A 24,845-nucleotide genomic window follows, 5' to 3' on the forward strand; every position below is an offset into this window, starting at 1 on the left:
TTATAGGTGACCACTTGTCATCATAAAAAATTTACAACATATAAGTTGGAGGTAATGAATTATGGCTACAAAAATTCGTCTTAAAAGAATGGGATCAAAGAAAAGACCTTACTACCGTGTCGTAGTTGCGGATTCTCGCTCACCACGTGATGGTCGTTTCATCGAAGAGATTGGAACGTACAACCCACTCGTTACAGATAACTCATTTACAGTAAAAGAAGACCGTGCTGTAAAGTGGATGCTTGATGGTGCTAAGCCATCTGACACAGTACGTAACCTATTCTCAACTGCTGGCCTCATGGAGAAAGTCCATGAAGCAAAGAACAGTAAGTAAGTAGGAATACGGATGCTACAAACACTTGTCTTGACCGTTGCCAAAGCACTTGTGGATCACCCTGACGAAGTGACTGTTGAAGAGACAGAGCACGATGGAACAACGTTATTAACGCTGTCGGTTCATAAGGACGATGTCGGTAAAGTCATCGGCAAAAATGGTAAAGTTGCAAGTTCGATGCGTTCATTACTTGCTGCTGCCAATCGAGAGAACGGCAAAGTTCGTCTCAAGATTGCTGATTAAGGACGTGTTGAGGGGAGGCTAAGCCTTCCCTTTTTCTTTTATCAATGCTACGATTTTTACATATACATACTATCTAGAGGATGAGGTGGATTTCATGAGGATTGAAAAGAATGTACTCGTACGTCACGTACTTACAGAAGATTATCGCAAAAAGTTGCTCACAAAAATGGATCAAGAAAAAGATCGCCTAACCAATGAAGTGGAGCAACTCCGTTTTCAAGCTCAAAAGCAAGCGAAAGAGCAAACAGATGCGAAAAACAAAGCACTCATAAAAACACGCTTTAACGCAGAGATTAATAAACGAACGCAACGGGTAGAAAGCATCACGTTCCGTGAGAACAAAATCCGCACGTTGCCAGAAGGATCTCTAGTTACAGGTGACACTGTCAAACGGTATACAGACATTCAAGTAGGGGATCGCTGGGCTGATCATAAACTTGAAGACGAAATTATCGTAGAAGATGGAGTCATTAAAGAGATCCGTACTAAAGGAGATCACGCTTCACATGACGTCAAACATTGAATACTTTAATGTTGGAACAATCGTGAATACTCACGGCGTAAAAGGAGAAGTTCGTGTCGTTTCAACGACGGACTTTCCAGAAAAGCGTTTTAAGGTTGGCAATGAATTGTCTGTCAAGTATAAAAACGGCAACCGTCAGCGCCTTACGATTACGAGCTCAAGAGCGCATAAACAGTTCCAATTATTAACGTTTGAAGGCATTAACGACAAAGACGAAGCAGACAAGCTTCGCGACGGGGTTTTAGAAGTTACTGCAGATGAACGAGATGATTTGTCAGATGGTGACTTTTATTACAATGATATTATCGGTTTGAAAGTCGTTACGACAGACGGCGTAGAACTCGGGTTTGTAAAAGAAATTCTCGCACCAGGAGCGAACGACGTTTGGGTCGTTAAGCGAACGGAACCGAAGAAAAAAGACGTCTTGCTGCCTTATATAGATGAAGTGGTTAAGCAAGTCGATTTGAATTCCCAAACGGTAACCGTAACATTAATGGAAGGGTTGCTTGACGAATGAAGCTCACGTTTTTAAGTTTGTTTCCGGAGATGTATCAAGGCGTTTTTTCGTCATCGATTTGGAAGCAAGCAGAAGAGAAAGGGCAAGTAACCTATTCCGTTACTGATTTTCGTCAGTATGCTGACAACAAGCATAACAAAGTCGATGACTATCCGTTTGGTGGCGGGGCAGGCATGGTGCTTCGTGCTCAACCGATCTATGATGCGATTGAAAGCTTACAGCTTTCCAAGGACGCACGTGTTGTGCTCCTTTGTCCACAGGGGGGGCCACACACGCAGGAGAAAGCCGAACAACTAGCGTCAGCTGAAGAGATTGTCTTCATTTGTGGACACTATGAAGGATATGACGAACGCATTCGTTCCCTTGCAACAGACGAAATTTCAATCGGTGATTACGTGTTAACCGGTGGAGAGCTCGCCTCGATGGTAATTGCAGATAGCGTTATTCGTTTGCAATCTGGCGTTCTTGGTAATGAGCAATCAGCCAAAGAAGATTCGTTTCAAACGGGATTGCTTGAACACCCTCATTACACAAGACCGGCAGAGTTTCGTGGAATGAAAGTGCCAGATGTTCTTCTCTCAGGTCATCACAGAAACATCGAAGAGTGGCGAAAGAAAGAATCCCTTCGCAGGACGTATGAACGAAGACCTGATCTTCTAGAAGACTATGATCAGTCGGACCAAGAAGAAAAATGGTTAAATGAATTTAAGAACAACGATTGAACTCTATCAATCGGTATGCTATGATAGCAGTTGTGGCGAAAGCCGTTGAATCCGATGTTCCGCTGCGGTAATCCCGTAAGAGCATCCGAGAAGGAAGGAGGAAACACCCAATGACTAATCTCATTAACGAAATTAACAAAGCTCAACTTAAGAGTGACGTACCTAGCTTTCGTCCTGGAGATACAGTAGCTGTTCACGTAAAGGTAGTTGAAGGTACGCGCGAGCGTATCCAAGTATTCCAAGGTCTTGTATTAAAGCGCCGTGGAAGCTCAATTAGCGAAACGTTTACAGTACGTAAGATCTCTTCAGGTGTTGGTATTGAGCGTACGTTCCCTGTACATTCACCAAGAATCGATAAGATCGAAGTGAAGCGTCGTGGACGTGTACGTCAAGCGAGACTTTACTACTTGCGCAAGCTTCAAGGTAAAGCTGCAAGAGTTAAAGAACTTCGTAGCAACTAAAGATGTTCAAAAGGAGCTTGCCATTGGTCAGGCTCCTTTTTATTTATAGTTCGTAAGGAAAGTAGGGAAGACGATGACAATTCAGTGGTTTCCAGGACATATGGCGAAAGCGATTCGCCTAATCAAAGAATCTTTAAACCAAGTGGATGTGGTCATTGAGCTGGTCGATGCACGGATTCCAGAATCCTCGCGAAATCCAGTGCTTGATGAAACCGTTACAGACCAACCCCGTGTTCTCGTATTGATGAAACCAGATATGGCTGATCCTAATGTTACGAAACAATGGCTACAACATTATCGTGACCTTGGTCAAACAGCACTGACCATTGATGCTAAGAAGAACATTGGAATCTCTGAGCTAATTGCTGCTGTTACAGAGCTTGCAGAACCAAAAATGGAAAAGCTTCGTAAAAAAGGCATTCAACACAGAAGTGTACGAGCGATGATTGTTGGTATTCCTAACGTAGGTAAGTCCACACTAATCAATCGTCTCGTAGGAAAGAATCAAGCAACAACCGGCAATAAGCCAGGGGTGACGAGAAAGAACCAATGGCTAAAAGTTGGCAAAAAGCTAGAGCTATTGGATACGCCAGGAATTCTGTGGCCGAAATTTGAAGATCAAACGGTCGGTTTGCGTTTAGCAGCGACTGGTGCAATTAAAGATGAGCGACTTGATTTTTCAGATGTTGTACTCTATTTGATTCGTTATATGAAAGAATACTACCCAAAATCTTTGTTAGAACGGTACAAGCTTCAAGAAGAACCAGAACATGATGTTGGCTGGTTTGAAGAGATTGGCCGAAAGCGCGGATGCCTCATGGGAGGCGGAGACATTGATTTTGATGCAACTGCAGAGTTGATTTTACGAGAATATCGTTCTGAAAAACTAGGGAGAATTTCGCTTGAACGACCTGAGCAATAAGCGGGGCGTCTGACGAAGGATCCCTAGTTTTCGTCATAGAGAGGGCTAATCATGAAAAAAGCAACGATTAAAGACATTAAATTAGAGTTAGCAGGGGAAACGATCGCAGCAACCAGACTTGAAGAACTTCGCGCAGATTCACGAACAGGTGTCCAAAATTTATTAAAGAGTTATGAGCAAAAACAACAGCTTCTACGTGAAAAAATGCAATCCTATACCGATAAAAGAAATGAAGAGTTTCAAATGTGCAATACGTGGCAGATCGCAGGTCTTGATGAAGTCGGTCGAGGGCCACTTGCAGGACCGGTGACTACAGCTGCGGTCATGATTCCAGAAGACGTTTTTCTTCCAGGTCTTACGGACTCCAAAAAGTTAAGTAAACGAGATCGTGCGTATTTCTACGATGAAATTATGAGCCGCTGTACTGTAAGCATTGGTGAGGCAAGTGTTGAAGAAATTGATGAGTTCAACATTTATGAAGCCACAAAGTTAGCGATGGTACGTGCAGTCACTGGATTAAAAACGACGCCAGATCATTTGCTCGTTGATGCGATGACGCTCCCAGTCACGATTCGTCAGACATCACTTATTAAAGGTGATTCAAGAAGTATGAGCATTGCGGCAGCATCTGTTATCGCAAAGGAAACGCGGGACAAATACATGAAAACGTTACACGAACAGTACCCACAGTATGGGTTTGATCAACACGTTGGTTATGGGACAAGTGCGCATTTACAAGCGATGGATGAATACGGATTGTTGCCTGTGCATCGCAGAAGTTTTCGTCCTGTAGCAGATCGTTTATATTAAAGAAGGTGAAGTCAAAGTGAATATCAGTGGTCCACTACATAGCACTGAGAACCGTACACAGCAGACATCATCATTTCATGGTCTTCGCGTAGGAGAGTGGTTTAGCGGAAAAGTGAAGACCATCTATAATGGACAGTTCGCGGCGATTGAGACGAAGAACGGTTCATTTGTTGCGCGTCTGGAAGCGGCGCTTGAAGCGAACAAACGCTATGTCTTTCAAGTAAAGCAGACCGGTCGCGAGATTCAACTAAAAGTTATCCAACAAACGAATCAAGTTGATGTTAACGAGACGTTAGGAAAGCGTGCTGATCGTTTTGAGCGAGCGCTCTTTCATCATTTTGTAAAACATGAGGTAGCGTTTACGAAAGAACAGATGCAACAATTAGCGTCGCTATTAAAGGAAGCGGGCACGGTTAAGCCAAATGCATTGCAAACGATGGCGCTCATGCAAGAGCGTCAGTTTCCGGCGACGAAAGCAACGTTTGATGCGTTGCATACGTTTCAAACGTCTTCTCTGACACTTGGTGAACGATTACATACGCTCAAACAGCAATTACAACAATTACAGTCGCAATCAGAATCTACGACGCGTTTTCTACAGTTGTTAGAACACGCTTCTACTTCGCGTGATGTTGGCAACCGTGAATTGTTGCAAGTTTCTCGTTTGCAACAGATTATACATGATGCGACTCGTGGAGAAGGTGTAAGACAACAAGGAGCGACTGAACTACTATCAAGGCTACAATGGGTTGAACGAGGGACGATGATGGACGCCGAACATGCGCGAACGTTCGAGCAAAAGCTAGTACAGATGAGTCAAAAAGAGCAAGCCTCTACGATGAGTCAACTGTTACACGCAAAAGGTCTTACTAAGGAAGAACGTTTCGTATTACAACAACTCTTTAAAGAAGAACGTATTCAAGCCACTCAAGTGCGTGACTTTTTACGTGGTGAAAATCATGTATCCTTGAGAGCACTACTTCAGGCAGGCGTTTCATCTGAATTACCGGTGCAACAAAAAGCACAGTTAGCAACGGTGTTTCAACAAGTTGTTGGTGCAACGCTCTTCCATGAGTCACAAGCGCAACCAATCATCGTACCGATGCACGTGAATGACACATTTTTAGATGTGCTTATTATGATGGACGACCCTAAAGAACAGCTTGAAGAAACAGAAAGAGTGCTATTTTTTTTAACATTACCGCATTTGCAAGATACAGTCGTAGATGTGCGTCGTCAAAAGCAGCAACTAGCGATTACCGTCTATAATCAAATGGATGAACCTCACTGGATTAAACCGATTTTAGTGCCACCCTTTAAAGAGAAGTTAAAAGAGCTAGGGTTTTCATTAACTTCATTTGAATGGTTACGAGCAAATGAACAACTACCGGTGTTAAAAAGTTCAAATCAAGAGATGACAACGAATCATCGATTGGACGTGCGTGTATGAAATCGAAACGAAAATTTGCAGCTGCACTTCGGCATGATGCAAAAAGCGATCATGCACCGGTCGTAACAGCAAAAGGTCACGGTACCGTCGCAGAAAAAATTGAACAAACTGCCAATGAGTCAGATACCCCTGTTGTTGTAGATGAAGCACTCGCTGAACTGATGACGCACTTACATGTTGAAGCGCCGATTCCGTCTGAGCTGTATGAAGTGGTCGCTGAAGTATTTGCCTTTGTCTATAAAATTGATCGTGAAATGAAAGAAATTCACGAAGTTGGGAATGTTACTGACAAAGGGGGTTCGACTCATGGCAAATAAGAAGAATTTACTTGATGTTCAAGGTGCATCAGACATGATTAATCAATACAAAGAAGAAATGGCGCATGAGTTTGGTGTACACCATAGTGTGCAAGAACAAGATGCCAAAGCAAAAGATATGACAAAAACGATTCAAGAAGAAAAAAATAAAAAGAATGATTAAGTAAACGTACAAGAGATGGAAAGTCTAAACTCTCCATCTCTTGTACGTTTATTTATGTTTTTTGAAATTTTTCCGAATATTCACTGGAAATTTATTTCGAAAAGCGTTATATTTACTTGGTGACTGTTTTCTGAACTTCGCTTGAAAGTAGGTGTAATTTTGCAAATATTTAAGGCTTTAAGACAGTACTATTGGCCGTATCGACGTTACTTTCTAGGATCTATTTTCTTTTTAGTGTTTGTGACTGGCTTTACGGTCGTCTACCCGATTTTCCTGCAATTAGCCATTGATGAAGGAATCGTTAACCAAAACTATGACCTCATTCCTATGCTAGCAATTGGCTTTATTATCGTCATGATGTTCAAAGGGTTAGCTGCCTTTTTCCATCAGTATTGGGGCGATGTTTTCGGGATAAAAACCGTTTATGAATTACGTAAAGCATTGTATGAAAAGTTGCAATACTTACCTTTTCGCTATTACGATAACGCTCGAACAGGGGATTTAATGTCAAGGCTAACAGCTGATGTGGAAGGCTTCAGGTTCTTCTTGTCATTTGGGTTTGCGCAATTGTTTAACTTCGTAATGATCATCGTCTTTTCTCTTATTGTAATGTTTTATTATTCACCTCAACTCGCACTGATTACTCTTTTTATGATGCCGATTTTAGCACTTACGGTACAGCGTTTTGATAAATTTGTTCACCCTGCATTTAAAGAGATTCGTATTTCAATGGCAAGTTTAAATACGCGTGTTCAAGAAAATGTTAGTGGCATGAACACAGTAAAATCATTGTCAAAAGAAGAGTTCGAGAAAGATCGATTTGATGAGAAGAACTCCCATTATCGCGATCGTTACTTGTACACGTCAGGCATTTGGTCAAAGTATTTTCCGGTTATGGAATTTATCGGAAACGTTGCTGTAGTGCTCTTACTTGCTTACGGTGGCTATCTAGCAATCTATGGCACCCTAACGCCAGGAGCATTTGTCGCATTTTTTAGCCTTGTCTGGTACATTATGGGACCATTAATGAATTTAGGTTTTATCATTAATACGTTTAGTCAATCAAAAGCTTCTGGTGAGCGTTTGCTTGAAGTATTAAATGAACCAGAAGATATAAAGAACCATGATACAGCGATTAATGCAGGACGACTTACCGGTGATGTGTCGTTTGAAGACGTTTCCTTTTATTATCCTAACGAAGAAAAACCAGCGTTACAACATGTCTCGTTTCAAGTGAAGCATGGTGAGACAATTGGTCTCATGGGTCAAACAGGGGCAGGTAAATCAAGTGTTACACAACTAATTGCTCGCTTTTACGAAGCCACTCATGGGCAAGTTAAGATTGATGGAAAAGCAGTACAAGAGTATACAATTAAAACGTTACGAGAAAATATTGGATTTGTTCTACAAGAACCGTTTTTGTTTTCATCTTCGATCCGAGACAATATTTCTTACGGACGTCCGGAAGCCGAACTTGAAGAGATTGTGGAGGCCGCAAAACGAGCAGATGCCCATGAATTCATTGAAGCTTTACCAAGTGGTTATGACACCGTTTTAGGTGAGCGGGGAATGGGGCTTTCTGGTGGACAAAAACAACGAATTTCAATCGCAAGAGCATTGTTAGTTAATCCAAGTATTTTAATTTTAGATGACGCTACGAGTGCGGTTGATATGCAAACAGAAGTGAAAATTCAAAAAGCGTTTCGTGAACTTATGAAAGGGCGCACAACGTTCATTATTGCTCACCGCATATCAAGCGTTCAACATGCAGATCAAATCTTTGTGTTAGAAAACGGGAAAATGAAAGAACGTGGGAAGCACAGTGAGTTACTTAAAGAAGGCGGCATGTATAAACGAATCTATGATATTCAATATCAAGATTTGCAAACGATTCAGGAAGAGTCCATACGGTGAAAGGAGGGAAAGTGTCAATGCCAACAACGAGGGTAATGGAGCGTTTTCGATATAGTCAAGATACAGCAATTGAAAAACCGTTCAACTGGGAAAAATTAGCACGCTTACTTCATTACATGAAAGAAAGTGGTTCCTTAATCGTAAAAGCGATCGTTGCGATGCTGATTACGACAACTGTGCGATTGATCGTCCCTCTCATTATTGGTCAATGGGCTTTGGATTTTGCACTAGCAAATGAAGATTACGAGCTTATGCTGCAACTAGCGGTACTTGCATTGTTTCTTTATATTTTTTCTTTGTTTGCAAACCGACTACGAATTAAATGGACGAATGAAATTGGACAAAATGCAATTCATGCGTTGAGAAAGCAATTGTTTAACCACATCCAAGGGTTATCTAACCGGTTCTTTGATAACCGTTCAGCAGGCTCAATTCTCGTAAGAGTCGTCAATGATGTGAATGCATTGCAAGAGCTTTTCACAAACGGAATTATTAACATGTTAATGGACATCATCATGCTCATTAGCATCGTGATCATTCTGTTTACGTTAAGCCCACCACTTGCACTTGCTGTGCTGATTGTACTGCCTATTATGTTTTTTATTTCGACGAAACTACGTCGTAACATTAGACGGTCTTGGCAAACGGTAAGAATTCGTCAATCGAAATTAAACTCTCATTTAAATGAAAGCATTCAAGGTGTCAGAGTCACCCAATCGTTTTCACAAGAAGAAAACAACATGTCCTTTTTTAGAGGTGTGAACAAAGAAAATTACGATGCATGGGATGAAGCATCTAAGAAAAGTGCGGTTTTCCGTCCATTTGTAGAAATGGCAAACGCACTCGGTTCAGCCGTTTTAATTTGGTATGGGGCGTATCTTGTTATGACAGGTTCAATCGGATTTGGTGTTCTCGTTTCTTTCGCATTTTTCCTCGGAATGTTCTGGGAGCCAATTTCTAGACTCGGCCAAGTGTACAATCAACTGCTCGTTGCGATGGCGTCTTCAGAACGAATCTTCGAGTTTCTCGATGAAGAACCGAATGTGAAATCAAAACACGATGGCAATGAAGCAACGAATCTTAAAGGGGAAATTCAATTTGAAGCGGTCACGTTTGCTTATGATGAAAGTCGTAAAGCGTTAAACCGTATTAGCCTATCAATTCCAAAAGGTCAGACGATCGCACTCGTTGGTCATACAGGGTCTGGGAAATCAACCATTGCGAACTTAATTTCTCGTTATTACGATCCTACAGATGGTCGCATTATGCTTGATGGCATTGATTTAAAAGATTACAAGCTCCATCGTTTACGTGAAGAAGTAAGCACGGTATTGCAAGACACGTTCATCTTCTCAGGAACGATCCGAGAGAACATACGCTTTGGGAAACCAAATGCAACGGACGAAGAAGTGGAGCAAGCGGCAAAGGCAATTGGAGCGAATCATTTTATTGAAAAATTACAAAATGGATATGAAACGGAAGTAGAAGAACGAGGAAACGTGCTTAGTGTCGGTGAACGACAGCTATTATCATTTGCTAGAACGCTATTGGCAGATCCGAAGATTATCATTCTAGATGAAGCAACCGCAAGTATTGATACTGAAACCGAAGTCAAAATCCAACAAGCATTAAAAACGTTATTGCACGGGCGAACGTCAATTATGATCGCACATCGATTATCGACTATTCGTGAGGCAGATAATATTATCGTATTAGAGCAAGGAAACGTTCTGGAAAATGGAAATCATGAGCAATTAATGAAACGAGAAGGCAAATATTATGATCTCGTTATGAGCCAATTCAAAGCTTTAACTGTATAATTGATCCAACTCATCAGTAGCGCGGGAAGCTGACGAAACCCAGTGATTTTCAGGGATGTCACCTACTCGCGCTTCTTCATTCGTTAAGGGGGAAATTATGGACGATATGATTACAATCCGTCAAGCTGTCGTTACAGATGTCGTTGATATTATTCGACACAAACAGGTTGTCTTGCAAGAGAATGCTTCATTTATGGGACGAACCGCAAAGGAATATCAACCGACTATAGAACATGAGCTAGCAAGGATCCGAAAGCACCAAAATGAAACAGGTATAATGCTCGTTGCCATACACCGTGATGAAGTTATCGGTATGCTCACGTTCAGCAGGCCATCAAGACCGCATTATTCTCACAATGGAATGTTTGGGATGAGTATACAAGAACGTTATACAAATCAAGGACTCGGTCACAAGCTGTTAAACGAATTGTTGATTTTTGCTAATAATGATCCAGCAATCGAGAAGGTCTCATTAGAGGTCTATGCGCACAACGAGCGAGCAATTGCTTTGTACAAACGGCTAGGATTCACGGTTGAAGGTCAAAAACCACGTCACCGTAAAGAGAGTGACGGCTCATACGTTGAAGACGTTCTCATGAGTAAAATTGTTACGTAAGACGTTTTTCGACATTTTCGGTACTTTAACCTTTAGTAGAAAACGTTTTTATGCTATGATAAAAAATGTGTGAAATGAACTTATGACAAGCAGATTGCTTGTCTAGGACCACATCTGATGTAACCGATTGTACTCATAGGGAGGATGGAAATAACATGAATATTCATGAGTACCAGAGTAAAGAATTGCTCCGCAAGTACGGCGTTGCTGTACCGAACGGGCACGTTGCTTTTACGGTCGATGAAGCCGTTGAAAAAGCGTCTTCATTAGGTACAGCCGTAACCGTAGTAAAAGCACAAATCCACGCAGGTGGACGCGGAAAAGCTGGCGGTGTTAAAGTCGCGAAAAACCTTGATGAAGTGCGTACATACGCAGACGACATTCTTGGTAAAACACTCGTGACTCACCAAACAGGTCCAGAAGGTAAAGAAGTTAAGCGTCTTCTCATTGAAGAGGGCTGCGATATTGATCAAGAATACTACATCGGCCTTGTGCTAGATCGTAGTACATCCCGTGTTGTCCTTATGGGTTCTGAAGAAGGTGGAACTGAGATCGAGGAAGTTGCAGAAGCGACTCCAGAGAAGATCTTTAGAGAGTATATTGATCCTGCAGTAGGTTTACAAGGATTCCAAGCAAGACGTCTTGCTTTTAACATGAACATTCCGCAAGATTCACTCGGAAAAGCGGTTAAATTTATGGGAAGCCTTTACCAAGCATTTGTTGAAAACGACTGCTCAATTGCTGAGATCAACCCACTCGTTACAACAAAGCAAGGCGACGTACTCGCTCTTGATGCGAAGCTTAACTTTGATAGCAACGCTCTTTACCGTCAAAAAGGAATCACAGAATACCGTGACCTTGACGAAGAAGATGCAAAAGAAATCGAAGCTTCTAAGTACGACCTAAGCTACATTGCGCTTGATGGTAACATCGGTTGTATGGTTAACGGAGCCGGTCTTGCGATGGCTACGATGGACATTATTAAGTACAAAGGCGGCGAACCCGCGAACTTCCTTGACGTTGGGGGCGGTGCGACTGCTGAGAAAGTTACAGCAGCGTTCAAGATTATCCTTTCTGATGAGCACGTGAAAGGAATCTTCGTAAACATCTTTGGTGGAATTATGAAGTGTGACGTTATCGCAGAAGGTGTCGTTACAGCAACGAAAGAAGTTGGACTTGAAATTCCACTCGTTGTACGTCTTGAAGGTACAAACGTAAAAGAAGGTAAGAAGATTCTCGAAGAATCAGGGCTTAACATCACAGCTGCAGATACGATGGCTGATGGTGCAGAAAAAATCGTAGCTTTAGTTAAATAGAAAGGCGGGGCCAAGTACAATGAGTATCTTAATTAATAAAGATACGAAGGTTATTGTCCAAGGAATTACGGGCAGTACTGGACTATTCCATACAAAACAAGCGATTGAATATGGAACAAACATCGTTGGCGGTGTAACACCGAAAAAAGGTGGCACCGAGATTGAAGGAGTTCCTGTATTTAACACAGTGTCAGAAGCTGTTGAAGCGACTGGCGCAAACGCAACAGTAATCTACGTTCCACCTGCATTTGCAGCAGATGCAATTATGGAAGCTGTAGACGCAGAACTAGATCTTGCAATCTGTATTACAGAAGGTATTCCAGTCCTTGATATGCTTAATGTTAAGCGTTATATGGAAGGCAAGAAGACTCGTCTCGTTGGACCGAACTGTCCAGGAGTAATTACACCTGAAGAATGTAAAATTGGTATTATGCCAGGATACATTCACCAAAAAGGTCATGTTGGCGTTGTTTCCCGTTCTGGTACATTAACGTATGAAGCGGTAGATCAACTTTCAAGTAACGGAATCGGTCAATCAACAGCAGTTGGAATCGGTGGAGACCCAGTTAACGGTACAGATTTCATTGATACGCTTAAACTCTTCAACGAAGATGAAGATACAAAAGCGGTTATCATGATCGGTGAAATTGGTGGTACAGCAGAAGAAGAAGCTGCTGAATGGGTTAGAGATAACATGACGAAGCCAGTTGTCGGTTTCATTGGTGGCGCTACTGCACCTCCAGGGAAGCGTATGGGACATGCTGGTGCAATCATCTCTGGCGGTAAAGGGACAGCTGAAGAAAAGCAAAAGACACTTCGCGCTTGCGGAATTGAAGTTGCTGAAACTCCAGCAGTAATTGGCGAAACGCTCATTAACGTTCTTAAAGAACAAAACCTTTACGAAGCTTGCTTAACGCACGAAGTAAAGTAATTAAGGAAAAGCCCTTGTGACAAACAAGGGCTTTTTTTATAATACGATTACGGAGGTGTTACATGAACACAAAACGAAATCGACTGCTTTACTTACACAGTACGAGGAAATTATCGTCTAAGCATCTATTGTCGCTCATTAGACACGTACGTGTAGAAGAAATCCATACGCTAGATGTGGCTTCATTAGCTTTTCACACGAAAGCAAAAACAGACACGGTTAAAACGTGGACAAAGCATTGGAATGAACATCCGTACGCAGACTTTAAACCACCTGAAATCCCCGCTATTACGCTTTTTGATCAAGAGTATCCCCGCCGCCTGTATGAATTACCAGATCTTCCCCCAGTACTTTATTATTCCGGAAACCTTCATTTAATACATGCACAACATCTGTTAGCCGTTATAGGAACGCGTTCACCGAGCCGTTATGCAGAAACTGTTATGCCAAATCTACTTGAACCTGTTATACAACAAGGTGCCGTCATCGTCAGTGGTTTAGCGAGAGGGATTGATACGTACGCCCATAAGCTCGCGATCGGCAAAAATGGAACAACGATCGCAGTCATTGCAGGAGGACTGAACCATATTTACCCGAAAGAAAATAGAGGCATCGCAAATCTAATGGCTACGAAACATCTCATTCTCTCCGAATACTTTCCAACCCAACCCCCAGAAAAGTGGCATTTCCCTGAACGAAATCGAATTATTAGTGGTCTTTGTGACCGATTGTTTGTCGTTGAAGCTGGTGTACGATCAGGCACGCAAATTACCGTCGATTGTGCATTAGAACAAGGTAAAGACGTCTATGCTCTCCCTGGAAATATCAATGAGTCAACGTCAAAAGGAACGAACCAAATGATCTTTGATGGTGCCCAGATGGTCTTGTCTGCGACCGACTTATTATTTCAGGAATAAACCATTTTTACTGCATAAAATCAAAAAATTTCACCGATTAAAAACATAGGATGTTTGACAAATTGTAAATTCATGTTCAATAATAGGGAAGGTTTACATTTACAAAGAAGGGGGAGGAAACTCGAGATGGCAGATTACCTAGTAATCGTTGAATCTCCCGCAAAAGCGAAAACCATTGGAAAGTATTTGGGCAAAAAATATGCAGTAAAAGCATCCATGGGCCATGTCCGTGATTTACCTAAATCCCAAATGGGCGTTGATGTGGAACAGAATTATGACCCGAAATACATTACCATTCGAGGAAAAGGCCCTGTTTTAAAAGATTTGAAACAGGCGGCTAAGAAAGCCAAACGCATATATCTCGCTGCCGACCCCGACCGCGAAGGGGAAGCGATTGCGTGGCACTTGGCGCATAGCCTCGACATCGACACAGAGTCAGAATGTCGTGTAGTATTTAACGAAATTACGAAAACCGCAATCAAAGACGCATTCAAACACCCGCGTCCGATTAACATGGACTTAGTTGATGCACAACAAGCGAGACGAATTCTAGATCGCCTTGTTGGATATAACATTAGCCCTCTATTATGGAAGAAAGTGAAAAAAGGGTTAAGTGCAGGACGAGTTCAATCGGTCGCTGTGAAGATGATTAATGATCGGGAAAAAGAGATTCAAGAATTTATACCAGAAGAATATTGGTCCATTACAGGACAGTTTTCGTATGGAAAAGAAACGTTCGAAGCGAATTTTTATGGCACGAAAGATAACAAAGAAAAATCAAAGAAGCAACCACTTTCCTCTGAAGATGATGTTAAAGCTGTATTAGGTCAGCTAAAAGGTGATGAATTCCTCATCGATAGCGTGACGAAGAAAGAGCGTAAGCGAAACCCGGTTCAGCCGTTTACGACTTCATCATTACAGCAAGAAGCTGCACGTAAGCTTAATTTCAGAGCGAAGAAAACGATGATGCTAGCACAACAGTTGTATGAAGGTGTGGACCTTGGAAAAGAGGGGACCGTCGGTTTAATTACGTATATGCGTACAGACTCCACTCGTATTTCCGATACAGCTAAAGGTGATGCGAAAACGTTCATTGAAGAAAAGTATGGCAGTGACTATGTTGGTCAAGATACAAAGCCGAAAAAACAAAATGAAAACAGTCAAGACGCACACGAAGCGATTCGTCCGACGACGGTTTCTAGAGAGCCGAAAGAATTAAAGTCTTATCTCTCAAGAGATCAACTTCGCTTGTATCGTTTGATATGGGAACGTATGGTCGCAAGCCGTATGGCGCCAGCGATCATGGATACGATGTCAGTAGACTTGACGAACGAAGGTGTCATTTTCCGAGCGACCGGGTCAAAAGTTAAATTCCCTGGTTTTATGAAAGTATATATTGAAGGAAATGACGATGGAAAAGAAGAAGAAAACTCTTTTCTACCAGATTTAGAAGAAGGCAAAACTGCGACGCGCGATGAGTTGAATGAGAATCAACACTTCACACAGCCGCCTCCGCGTTACACTGAGGCGAGACTCGTTCGTACGATGGAAGAATTAGGCATTGGCCGTCCATCCACGTACGCACCGACACTCGATACAATTCAACGTCGTGGCTATGTAGCGATGGAAGACCGTCGATTCGTACCGACTGAACTCGGTGAAATTGTTTTAGACTTGATCGTTGAGTTTTTCCCGGAAATTTTAAATGTGAAATTCACAGCTAAAATGGAAACAGATCTCGATGAAATTGAAGCGGGAGATCAGAATTGGATTAAGATTATTGATCGCTTCTATCAAGATTTCGAAAAACGTCTCGAAGTTGCTGAGAAAGAAATGCAAGAAGTCGAGATTAAAGATGAACCGGCCGGTGAAGATTGTGAACTGTGCGGGAATCCGATGGTAATTAAAATGGGGCGTTATGGAAAGTTCATGGCTTGCTCAAACTTCCCGGATTGTCGGAATACGAAAGCGATCGTCAAAAAAATCGGTGTTGACTGTCCAACGTGTAAAAAAGGTGACGTTGTCGAGCGTAAGAGTAAGAAACAGCGTACGTTCTACGGCTGTGATCAATATCCTGAATGTGATTTCGTCTCTTGGGATAAACCAATCGCCCGTCCGTGTCCTCGTTGTGAACACATGCTCGTTGAGAAAAAAGTGAAAAAAGAAGTCCGTGTACAGTGTACAAATTGTGACTATGAAGAAGATCCGAATTAAAAAGCTTGTAAGAACGAGAAAAAATCGGTATATTGTTACAGCGCCCCTTTTCGACAAAAGGGGCGTTTGCATGTCAAAGAATGCTAAAAAAGAAAATACATAGATTGTCACTGAATGTTTGTTATTCTTCAAAGAGGGTTATCATTTATACTAGATAGTAAGAAGAGTGAGAGACTTTTGAAAGGGAGATGGCGATGACAACTAAGCAAGCAGTAAACGTTGTTGGTGCAGGACTTGCAGGTAGTGAAGCGGCTTGGCAAATTGTAAGCCGAGGCGTGCCTGTTAACTTATATGAGATGAGACCGGTAAAGAAGACACCAGCTCATCATACTGAACAATTTGCAGAGCTTGTTTGTACGAACTCGTTACGTGGAAATTCTTTAGCGAACGCGGTCGGTGTATTAAAGGAAGAAATGCGTAAACTCGATTCAATTATTATCTCTTCAGCAGATGAAAGTGCGGTACCTGCTGGAGGCGCTCTTGCGGTAGATCGTCATGATTTCGCTGGGAAAGTGACCGAACGCTTGCACGCGCACCCTCTTGTGAATGTCGTGCGAGAAGAGATTAGCGAAATTCCAAGTGGTCCGACAATTATTGCAACGGGTCCTCTAACTTCTTCAGCTTTATCGGATAGCATTATCGGGTTAACCGGTGAAGAAGAATTGTACTTTTACGATGCAGCTGCGCCTATTCTTGAAACCGATTCAATTGATATGGATAAAGTCTATTACAAGTCTCGTTATGATAAAGGTGAAGCGGCGTATATTAACTGTCCGATGACAGAAGATGAATTTAATACGTTTTATGATGCGCTCGTGGCTGCCGAAACAGTTCCACTAAAAGAATTTGAGAAGAAAATGTTTTTTGAAGGTTGTATGCCTGTTGAAGTCATGGCCGGTCGTGGCCGAAAAACGTTATTGTTCGGACCGATGAAGCCAGTAGGATTAGAAGATCCAAGAACAGGGAAGCGTCCATATGCCGTCGTTCAACTTCGCCAAGACAACGTAGAAGGCACGCTTTACAATATTGTCGGATTTCAGACACATATGAAATGGGGTCCGCAGAAGGAAGTTATTCGTCTAATTCCTGGTTTGGAAAACGCAGATATCGTCCGTTACGGCGTGATGCACCGCAACACATTTATGAACAGCCCCCGTTTACTGCGTCCAACGTATCAATACAAAGATCGTGATGATTTATTCTTTGCAGGACAAATGACAGGCGTGGAAGGGTACGTAGAATCAGCAGCTGCAGGACTTATTGCCGGAACAAATGCTGCAAAGCAAGTATTAGGTGAAGAATTGATTGTCTTCCCGAAAGAGACAATGATCGGTGCGATGGCGCAATATATTACAACAGCTGACCCTGATCATTTCCAACCAATTAACGCTAACTTCGGTCTCGTTCCTAGACCAGCCGAGAAAATGAAGAAAAAAGAACGCTATGAGCACCTCGGCCAAGTAGCACTGGAGTCCATTCAGAATTTTATGAAAAAACAAGGCGTTTAGGTTGATATCGACAAAGTTATATGGTACGATTTAGTCGCTTTATTGAGGTGAATGATCATGTGTACAAACGCACAAGATCCTTATCAGAAGTTTTTTCAATATCTGCAAGTGGAGAAAAATGCCTCTCCCAATACACTTACTGCCTACACTCGTGGGTTAAGTGATTGGGAGGAATTCTTAAACGAAGAAGGCGTGGATGCAGGGTGCTTGAATGCTGAGCGTCTCCACGTACGACTTTACTTGACGGCAATGCACAATAAAGGGTTACAGCGAACGAGTATTGCTCGCGAGCTCTCGGTATTACGGACGTTTTATCGCTTCTTAAAACGGGAATCAATGATTCTTGAGAATCCAACATCGTTTACACACTTTCCTTCGCAGCCCAATCGACTGCCACGCTTCCTCTATGAAGAGGAGCTTCAATCCCTATTTGAAGTTTGTCGTGGAGATGACCCACTAAAACAAAGAGATCTTGCGATCATAGAGTTGCTGTATGCAACGGGAATACGAGTGAGTGAATGCACGAATTTGAAGATGACGGATCTTGATTTCGTGACAGAAACCGTTCATGTCTTAGGGAAAGGACGTAAAGAACGATACGTTCCAATCGGCGCTTTTGCGATTGATGCACTCGAGAGGTATTTTGAAGATGGACGAAAGCGTTTAATGCGCGAAGAAGCACAGCATGTGTTTTTAAATTTTCGTGGTCTTCCCCTTACTGATCGTGGTTTACGTCATACACTAACGAAACGTGTACAGGAAGCTTCGCGCACTTTGCGAATCTCTCCGCATAGTCTAAGGCATACGTTTGCAACTCATCTGTTGAATGAAGGTGCTGATCTGCGTTCAGTACAAGAACTTCTCGGTCATGAGAACCTCCGTACGACGCAGAAGTATACGCACGTAACGACAGATCGTCTTCGTCACGTATACAAAGGTGCACACCCACGTGCCTGAAAGGAGGCAACATGGAACATTCATTCCATGCTACGACAATTTTTGCAATCCGACATAACGGTAAAGGTGCAATGGCAGGTGATGGACAGGTAACGTTCGGTCAAGCGACAGTCATGAAGCACTCAGCTAAGAAGATTCGCAGAATCTACAACGGTAAAGTTCTTGCAGGATTTGCAGGTTCTGTTGCAGATGCGTTTACGCTCTTTGAGATGTTTGAAGGCAAGTTGCAAGAGGCGAGCGGACAATTGGACCGGGCTGCTATTAATCTCGCAAAGGAATGGCGTAATGACAAAGTGCTTCGCAAGCTAGAAGCGATGCTTCTTGTCATGAATGAAGATAAACTTCTTCTTGTCGCAGGGACTGGTGAAATCATTGAACCTGATGATGGCATGATTGCGATCGGTTCTGGAGGTTTTTACGCCTTAGCAGCGGGACGTGTGCTTGCGAAACATTCAGCTCTTTCCGCAAAGGAGATCGCTGAAGAAGCACTTAAGACCGCTGGAGACATTTGTGTGTACACAAACCATGAGCGAATCATTGAAGAAATTTAACAGCTTAGTATCATTCTAAGAATGAAGGATAGGTGATGGCTTTTGGAACATGCCAATCAAACACCAAAGCAAATTGTTAATAAGCTTGATCAATATATTGTTGGTCAAAATGGTGCAAAGCGTGCCGTAGCTGTTGCGCTTCGTAATCGTTATCGAAGAAGCAAAGTAGCGGAGAACATTCGTGATGAGATCACACCGAAGAACATTTTAATGATCGGACCGACAGGTGTCGGGAAGACTGAAATCGCAAGGCGTTTATCCAAACTCGTAGGAGCTCCGTTTGTGAAAGTTGAAGCAACGAAGTTTACCGAAGTTGGTTACGTCGGTCGAGATGTCGAATCGATGGTTCGTGATCTAGTGGAGGTTGCCGTTCGTCTCGTTAAAGAAGAGAAAATGAAAGGCGTACAACCAGAAGCGAAGAACTTAGCGAATGAGCGTCTCGTTGAGCTACTTGTTCCTTCGAAAAAGAAAAGCCAAGCGTACAAAAACCCGCTCGAGATGTTTTTTAATTCCCAAGGGAACATGAATCAAGACGTTGACTTGGATGATGAGTCAGAGCAACGTGATTCAATAAAAGAACGCCGTACTAAAACGGCTTCTCAATTGGCAAATGGTGAATTAGAAGATGAACTCGTTACGGTTGAAGTTGAAGAGCAACAACAAGGGCTTATGGATATGCTTTCTGGATCTGGCATGGAACAAATGGGCATGATGCAGGATATGCTCGGTAGTATGATGCCAAAGAAAAAGAAAAAGCGTAAGCTGCCTGTGCGCGAAGCAAGGCAAGTTCTTATTGACGATGAAGCACAAAAGCTCGTTGACATGGATGAAGTCGGCCAACTAGCTGTTGATAAGACAGAACAACTTGGCATGATTTTTATTGATGAAATTGATAAAGTAGCTGGTAAACAACAGTCAAGTTCTGTAGACGTTTCACGAGAAGGCGTACAAAGAGATATATTGCCGATCGTGGAAGGATCAACAGTAACAACGAAGTATGGTCCCGTGCAAACCGATCACATTTTGTTTATCGCAGCGGGTGCATTTCACGTATCAAGACCGTCGGATTTAATTCCAGAGCTTCAAGGGCGCTTCCCGATTCGGGTAGAGCTGAACAACTTAAGTAAAGACGATTTTGTGCGAATACTTCGTGAGCCTGATAATGCACTTTTAAAACAATATTCTGCTCTTTTGGAAACTGAAGGTATAAACGTTGAATTTTCTGACGAAGCTGTAGTTAGATTGGCTGAGTTAGCAGAGCAGGTAAATCAAACGACTGAGAACATCGGTGCAAGAAGACTGCATACGTTGTTGGAACGATTGTTAGAAGATCTGTCGTTTGAAGCATCCGATGTCACGTTAGAAACAATCACTATTACCGCAAGTTATGTCAATGAGAAACTAGCAGATGTTGCAGGCAATGAGGATACCAGCCACTATATCTTGTAATTTATGATTAGGAGGATCTACAGGAGATGGAACTATTAACGAAATCTAGAAAGATCAACGAAATGCTACAAAAATCAGCAGGTCAACATGTCGATTTTAAGGACATGGCAGAAACATTACGTGACGTAATTTCTGCAAATATCTTTGTTGTAAGTCGAAGAGGGAAGCTTCTTGGCTATTCAATTCAACAGGAAATTGAGCACGATCGCATTGATCGTATTTTAGAAGAGCGTCAATTCCCTGAAGAATACACAGAAGGACTTTTCTCGGTGGCGGACACTTCGCCAAACCTTGACATTGACAGCAAATATACAGCTTTCCCTGTTGAAAACAGAGAACTATTCAAAACAGGACTTACGACCATTGTTCCAATCAACGGTGGTGGCCAACGTATTGGTACACTTATTCTTGCTAGACTTAACGACTCGTTTAACGATGATGATTTAATTCTTGCTGAATACGGTGCAACAGTAGTTGGTATGGAAATCCTTCATGAGAAGGCTCAAGAGATCGAAGAAGAAGCACGTAGCAAAGCTGTCGTTCAAATGGCAATTAGCTCCCTTTCTTACAGTGAGCTTGAAGCTGTTGAGCACATTTTTGAAGAACTTGATGGCAAAGAAGGTCTACTCGTTGCAAGTAAAATTGCTGACCGCGTAGGAATTACTCGTTCTGTCATCGTAAACGCGCTTCGTAAGCTTGAGAGTGCGGGAGTTATTGAATCTCGCTCACTCGGTATGAAGGGTACGTATATTAAAGTTCTTAACGGTAAATTCTTAAACGAACTCGAGCGTCTTCGTGAAGAGTAGAATCTATAAATAAAAGCATCGCAAATGTGAGTTCTCACATTTGCGATGCTTTTTTGTGTTTAGTGCCATGTAGTACTTAGAAACTGCGAGTCAAAGACCGATGTGTCTTACTTCCTAAACGAAAGTGAAAAGCGGAATTATGGAGCTCGAAATGACTTAGATTCGCGCCTTATATTCTAGTTATAAAGAACTATGAATGTGATAATTTAATTATTCTTAGTATTAAGATAATAATAGTTCGAAGGGGAATTTGTCGTTTTTACAAAATATGTAATATGAAAATAAGAAAAGGACTGATTCAAATAGACTATAAAACTACCTTTCTACCACCTTCATATAATGCTAAAAGACTATTTATTTTTCAGACTACTTAGTAGTATAGACCTTGTTTGTTTGTCGAAACGTGTAATTTATAGTTCTATATTAGTGAAATTCGTAGTAAAAACTGTTTTTTTATAGAAAAACATTCCAAAAGTGAATACAATTAAAGAGACGATTAGCGTATTACGGAAGTAACAAATGTTTCTGAGCGATTAGAAGCTTTGTCATGATTTAAGCCATCAAATGGACGAGGAGGTTCAAAATGGCACTATTTTCAACAACGATCTCGTCGCTTGAAAGGGGCATGAATGCCTCAATGATGCAACAACAAGCGATCGCATCAAACATAGCGAATGTGGACACACCGAATTATAAAGCAAAACAAGTGCAGTTTAAAGACGTTTTAAGCGAAGCCAAGGGAGAGCTTTTGGCACATAGAACTGATGAGCGTCACGTACCTTTTACATATCACTCTGAACAAATGAAACAAGTAAACCCACGAAATGTGATGTACTCCCATAGTGGCAACAGTGTCGATCTCGACAAAGAAATGGCTAAGATGGCGAACAATCAAATTTACTATCAAGCAGTAAGCGATCGTTTAAACGGTCAGTTTAGTTCATTAAAGACAGCAATTCGAGGAGGAAGCTAGGTTGTCATTATTTACTGGAATGAACGCAACATCATCTGCGTTAACCGCACAGCGCTTACGTATGGACGTTGCAGCGAGCAATATGGCAAATGCAGAAACGACGAGGGCTACGATGGTAGACGGAGAATGGCAACCTTATGAACGAAAAGTCGTCACACTAGCACCGAACAAAAACGAAAGCTTTGCGTCAATTTTATCAGAGCAAAGAAATCAAAGCATTTCAAACGCAGATGGTGTGAAAGTTACATCGATTACTGCTGACCAAACGCCAGGTAAAACGATCTATCAGCCAGGACATCCTGATGCTGATGAAGATGGTAATCTACACATGCCAAATGTTGATCCTCTAAAAGAAATGGTCGATATTATGGGGGCAACACGTTCGTATGAAGCAAATGTAACGGTCTTTGATGCGCACAAAAGCATGATGATGAAAGCATTAGAAATTGGACGAGGGTAATAGAAACTAAAAGTAGAGGTGAATGAACGTGACGATCCAGCACACATCGATGTTTGCGCCTGTGCAATCGATTGCCAAAGAGACAATCCAACCGCGTGTTGAGCGTACGGCTGCTGACGCACATGAGTCGTTTGCAACGACGTTACAACAAGCCATTCAATCTGTAAACAACGAGCAACAGCATTCACAAGAGATGACGACGCGGCTCGTAAATGGAGACGTTGAATCATTGCATGATGTAATGATTGCTTCTGAGAAATCAGGAATCGCATTACAAGCAACAGTTGAAGTACGAAATAAAGTCGTCGAAGCATATGAGACGATGATGCGAATGCAAGTGTAATGAATGTTAGGAAATAGGAGAGGCAGTTCATGAATGAGCGACTCATACAGTATCGAGACAAAATAACAGGTTTTTGGACGTCAAAAACGAGAAAAGAACAAGGAATCTTTGTTGCTTCCTTCGTACTCATTCTCGTCGTCATTATGTTAATCATCTTTTTTACATTTAGAACGAGTTACGCCCCGCTATATAGCAACATGTCTGTGAGCGAAACGGGTCAGATTAAGGAGACATTGGATAGTCGTGGTGTCCCAAACGAAATTCGCGATAACGGAACGACCATTTTTGTACCTGAAGAACTCGTCGATAACATAAAGGTAGAACTTGCAGCGGAAGGCTTACCAGCCACAGGCTCAATTACATATGATGATTTCCGTGATAGCTTAGGGTTCGGAATGACTGACAACGAGTTTTCAGTCATGGAAAAAGCGGCAATGCAATCTGAATTAGAAACGTTAATCCAAACGATTGATGGCGTGCAAGGCGCTACGGTAATGATCCAATTACCAGAAGAGACGATTTGGTTAAGCGATGAAGAAGGAACAGCTCAAGCGTCTGTCGTCGTCACGCTTGCGCCAGGGATGACACTTGACCAAGGAAATGTTCAAGCACTGTACAACTTAGTTTCCAAAAGTATACCGAACCTGCCTACCGATAATATCGTCATTACCGATCAATTGTTTAATAGTTATTTTTATGAAAGTCAAGAAGGCATGCAAAATATGCAAGCGTATGACCAGCAACGTGAAGTCCGTCGTACGATTGAAAATGACTTGCAGCAACGTTTGCAACAAATGCTTGGCTTAATGATGGGACAAGACAAAGTCGTTGTATCCGTGACAGCCGATGTTGATTTCACTCAAGAATATCGTGAAGAAGAACTCATTGAGCCTGTAGACGAAGATGCGACCGAAGGAATTGCCATCAGTGCAGAGCGTGTGTCTGAGTATTACGAGGGACAAGCTCCAAATGACGAAGGTGTTGCAGGTACAGGTGAAGATGATATTGCAAATTACCCAGGTGTCGTTGCCGGGGGTGACGGTGATTATGAACGAATGGAAGATCGCATCAATTACGATGTGAATCGAATTCACCGTCAAATTCAAGAAAGTCCTTATAAGATCCGTGACTTAGGTGTACAAGTCGTCGTTGAACCACCAGTTGCAGACGACCCGATGTCTTTACCGCCACAAGCACTGAGCGAAATTGAATCTATGTTAGAGTCAGTCGTTATGACGAGCATTGATCAACCGCTTTTAGAAGAGATGGACGGCACAGTCTCAGAGAAGATTCTCGTTACATCACAGCCGCTATACGGGAAAGCTGACACAGAACCGACGTCAAGCTTTACGATCCCTACATGGGCGTATGTGGTAACAGCAGTCGGGATCATCGCTCTGGTTATTGGTATTGTGTTGTTGCTCAGACGAAACAGAGAAGAGTATGAAGAAGTTGAAGAATTAACGTATGACGAAGAAATTGAAGAAATTCCAACAGAAGATTTAACGCCAAGCGCGGAACGAAAAAAGAAATTGGAACAACTCGCAAGGGAGCGACCAGAAGAATTTTCGAAGTTGCTTCGTACGTGGCTTTCAGAAGACTAGGGGG

Annotated in this window: 27 protein-coding genes; all 27 read left to right on the forward strand. The window is 42.2% G+C overall.

The annotated features are described in order from the left end of the window. Positions 1-61: 61 nt before the first annotated feature. A complete protein-coding gene (gene rpsP, locus JOD17_RS08030; RefSeq protein WP_042360234.1) occupies positions 62-334 on the forward strand; it encodes a 30S ribosomal protein S16 in 273 nt (90 codons plus the stop codon). A gap of 12 nt (positions 335-346) precedes the next feature. Beyond that, positions 347-577 carry a KH domain-containing protein gene (locus tag JOD17_RS08035; protein ID WP_204696866.1) on the forward strand — a complete coding sequence of 77 codons (231 nt, stop codon included), beginning with the start codon at positions 347-349 and terminating at the stop codon, positions 575-577. Between the two features lie 94 nt (positions 578-671). Next, the gene (locus JOD17_RS08040) at positions 672-1,100 is read left to right on the forward strand and encodes a YlqD family protein (protein ID WP_042360236.1); all 429 of its coding nucleotides are present in this window, start codon (positions 672-674) and stop codon (positions 1,098-1,100) included. After that, positions 1,084-1,617, forward strand: a complete 534-nt coding sequence (gene rimM / locus JOD17_RS08045) for a ribosome maturation factor RimM (protein ID WP_204696867.1) — start codon at positions 1,084-1,086, stop codon at positions 1,615-1,617. Before JOD17_RS08040 ends, rimM begins: the two co-directional genes overlap by 17 nt. Then, a complete protein-coding gene (trmD, locus tag JOD17_RS08050) occupies positions 1,614-2,339 on the forward strand; it encodes a tRNA (guanosine(37)-N1)-methyltransferase TrmD (RefSeq protein WP_204696875.1) in 726 nt (241 codons plus the stop codon). Before rimM ends, trmD begins: the two co-directional genes overlap by 4 nt. Positions 2,340-2,449: 110 nt before the next feature. Continuing rightward, on the forward strand, positions 2,450-2,800 hold the full coding sequence (gene rplS, locus JOD17_RS08055; RefSeq protein WP_042360239.1) for a 50S ribosomal protein L19: 351 nt from the start codon (positions 2,450-2,452) through the stop codon (positions 2,798-2,800). Between the two features lie 73 nt (positions 2,801-2,873). Further along, positions 2,874-3,722: a ribosome biogenesis GTPase YlqF gene (ylqF, locus tag JOD17_RS08060; protein ID WP_042415571.1), complete on the forward strand. Its 849-nt coding sequence runs from the start codon at positions 2,874-2,876 to the stop codon at positions 3,720-3,722. Positions 3,723-3,773: 51 nt separating this feature from the next. Further along, positions 3,774-4,532, forward strand: coding sequence for a ribonuclease HII (locus JOD17_RS08065; RefSeq protein WP_204696876.1), 759 nt, complete (start codon positions 3,774-3,776; stop codon positions 4,530-4,532). A gap of 16 nt (positions 4,533-4,548) precedes the next feature. Continuing rightward, a complete protein-coding gene (locus JOD17_RS08070) occupies positions 4,549-5,982 on the forward strand; it encodes a hypothetical protein (RefSeq protein WP_204696877.1) in 1,434 nt (477 codons plus the stop codon). Beyond that, a complete protein-coding gene (locus tag JOD17_RS08075) occupies positions 5,979-6,299 on the forward strand; it encodes an EscU/YscU/HrcU family type III secretion system export apparatus switch protein (RefSeq protein WP_204696881.1) in 321 nt (106 codons plus the stop codon). The genes JOD17_RS08070 and JOD17_RS08075 overlap by 4 nt, the downstream gene beginning before the upstream one ends. Beyond that, positions 6,289-6,462, forward strand: coding sequence for a hypothetical protein (locus JOD17_RS08080; protein ID WP_193745054.1), 174 nt, complete (start codon positions 6,289-6,291; stop codon positions 6,460-6,462). The genes JOD17_RS08075 and JOD17_RS08080 overlap by 11 nt, the downstream gene beginning before the upstream one ends. A 159-nt stretch (positions 6,463-6,621) precedes the next feature. After that, the gene (locus JOD17_RS08085; RefSeq protein WP_204696882.1) at positions 6,622-8,376 is read left to right on the forward strand and encodes an ABC transporter ATP-binding protein; all 1,755 of its coding nucleotides are present in this window, start codon (positions 6,622-6,624) and stop codon (positions 8,374-8,376) included. A 17-nt stretch (positions 8,377-8,393) separates the two neighbouring features. After that, positions 8,394-10,196, forward strand: coding sequence for an ABC transporter ATP-binding protein (locus JOD17_RS08090; protein ID WP_204696883.1), 1,803 nt, complete (start codon positions 8,394-8,396; stop codon positions 10,194-10,196). A 97-nt stretch (positions 10,197-10,293) separates the two neighbouring features. Beyond that, positions 10,294-10,812, forward strand: a complete 519-nt coding sequence (locus JOD17_RS08095; RefSeq protein ID WP_204696884.1) for a GNAT family N-acetyltransferase — start codon at positions 10,294-10,296, stop codon at positions 10,810-10,812. A 155-nt stretch (positions 10,813-10,967) separates the two neighbouring features. After that, the gene (gene sucC / locus JOD17_RS08100; RefSeq protein ID WP_204696885.1) at positions 10,968-12,128 is read left to right on the forward strand and encodes an ADP-forming succinate--CoA ligase subunit beta; all 1,161 of its coding nucleotides are present in this window, start codon (positions 10,968-10,970) and stop codon (positions 12,126-12,128) included. A gap of 19 nt (positions 12,129-12,147) precedes the next feature. After that, entirely contained in the window at positions 12,148-13,059 is a 912-nt protein-coding gene (gene sucD, locus JOD17_RS08105; protein WP_169962153.1) for a succinate--CoA ligase subunit alpha, read from the forward strand. A 62-nt stretch (positions 13,060-13,121) separates the two neighbouring features. Continuing rightward, the gene (dprA, locus tag JOD17_RS08110) at positions 13,122-13,976 is read left to right on the forward strand and encodes a DNA-processing protein DprA (protein ID WP_204696888.1); all 855 of its coding nucleotides are present in this window, start codon (positions 13,122-13,124) and stop codon (positions 13,974-13,976) included. A gap of 126 nt (positions 13,977-14,102) precedes the next feature. Then, complete coding sequence (gene topA, locus JOD17_RS08115; protein ID WP_204696889.1) at positions 14,103-16,190, forward strand: type I DNA topoisomerase; 2,088 nt, start codon at positions 14,103-14,105, stop codon at positions 16,188-16,190. A 194-nt stretch (positions 16,191-16,384) separates the two neighbouring features. Further along, entirely contained in the window at positions 16,385-17,698 is a 1,314-nt protein-coding gene (gene trmFO, locus JOD17_RS08120; protein ID WP_204696890.1) for an FADH(2)-oxidizing methylenetetrahydrofolate--tRNA-(uracil(54)-C(5))-methyltransferase TrmFO, read from the forward strand. Positions 17,699-17,755: 57 nt separating this feature from the next. Further along, entirely contained in the window at positions 17,756-18,655 is a 900-nt protein-coding gene (gene xerC / locus JOD17_RS08125; protein WP_204696891.1) for a tyrosine recombinase XerC, read from the forward strand. An 11-nt stretch (positions 18,656-18,666) separates the two neighbouring features. Beyond that, positions 18,667-19,206, forward strand: coding sequence for an ATP-dependent protease subunit HslV (gene hslV, locus JOD17_RS08130; protein ID WP_042360246.1), 540 nt, complete (start codon positions 18,667-18,669; stop codon positions 19,204-19,206). A 42-nt stretch (positions 19,207-19,248) separates the two neighbouring features. Further along, positions 19,249-20,655 (forward strand): ATP-dependent protease ATPase subunit HslU, encoded by a 1,407-nt coding sequence (hslU, locus tag JOD17_RS08135; protein WP_204696892.1) that lies wholly within the window; start codon positions 19,249-19,251, stop codon positions 20,653-20,655. A gap of 26 nt (positions 20,656-20,681) precedes the next feature. Beyond that, the gene (gene codY / locus JOD17_RS08140) at positions 20,682-21,461 is read left to right on the forward strand and encodes a GTP-sensing pleiotropic transcriptional regulator CodY (RefSeq protein ID WP_204696897.1); all 780 of its coding nucleotides are present in this window, start codon (positions 20,682-20,684) and stop codon (positions 21,459-21,461) included. A 583-nt stretch (positions 21,462-22,044) separates the two neighbouring features. Next, on the forward strand, positions 22,045-22,434 hold the full coding sequence (flgB, locus tag JOD17_RS08145) for a flagellar basal body rod protein FlgB (protein ID WP_204696899.1): 390 nt from the start codon (positions 22,045-22,047) through the stop codon (positions 22,432-22,434). A 1-nt stretch (position 22,435) separates the two neighbouring features. Then, a complete protein-coding gene (gene flgC / locus JOD17_RS08150; protein WP_204696901.1) occupies positions 22,436-22,894 on the forward strand; it encodes a flagellar basal body rod protein FlgC in 459 nt (152 codons plus the stop codon). A 28-nt stretch (positions 22,895-22,922) separates the two neighbouring features. Next, positions 22,923-23,237 (forward strand): flagellar hook-basal body complex protein FliE, encoded by a 315-nt coding sequence (gene fliE, locus JOD17_RS08155; RefSeq protein ID WP_338028773.1) that lies wholly within the window; start codon positions 22,923-22,925, stop codon positions 23,235-23,237. Positions 23,238-23,266: 29 nt separating this feature from the next. Beyond that, a complete protein-coding gene (fliF, locus tag JOD17_RS08160; RefSeq protein WP_204696903.1) occupies positions 23,267-24,841 on the forward strand; it encodes a flagellar basal-body MS-ring/collar protein FliF in 1,575 nt (524 codons plus the stop codon). The last annotated feature ends 4 nt before the right edge of the window (positions 24,842-24,845 follow it).

This window comes from Geomicrobium sediminis (assembly GCF_016908595.1).
GTDB lineage: Bacteria > Bacillota > Bacilli > Bacillales > Marinococcaceae > Geomicrobium_A > Geomicrobium_A sediminis.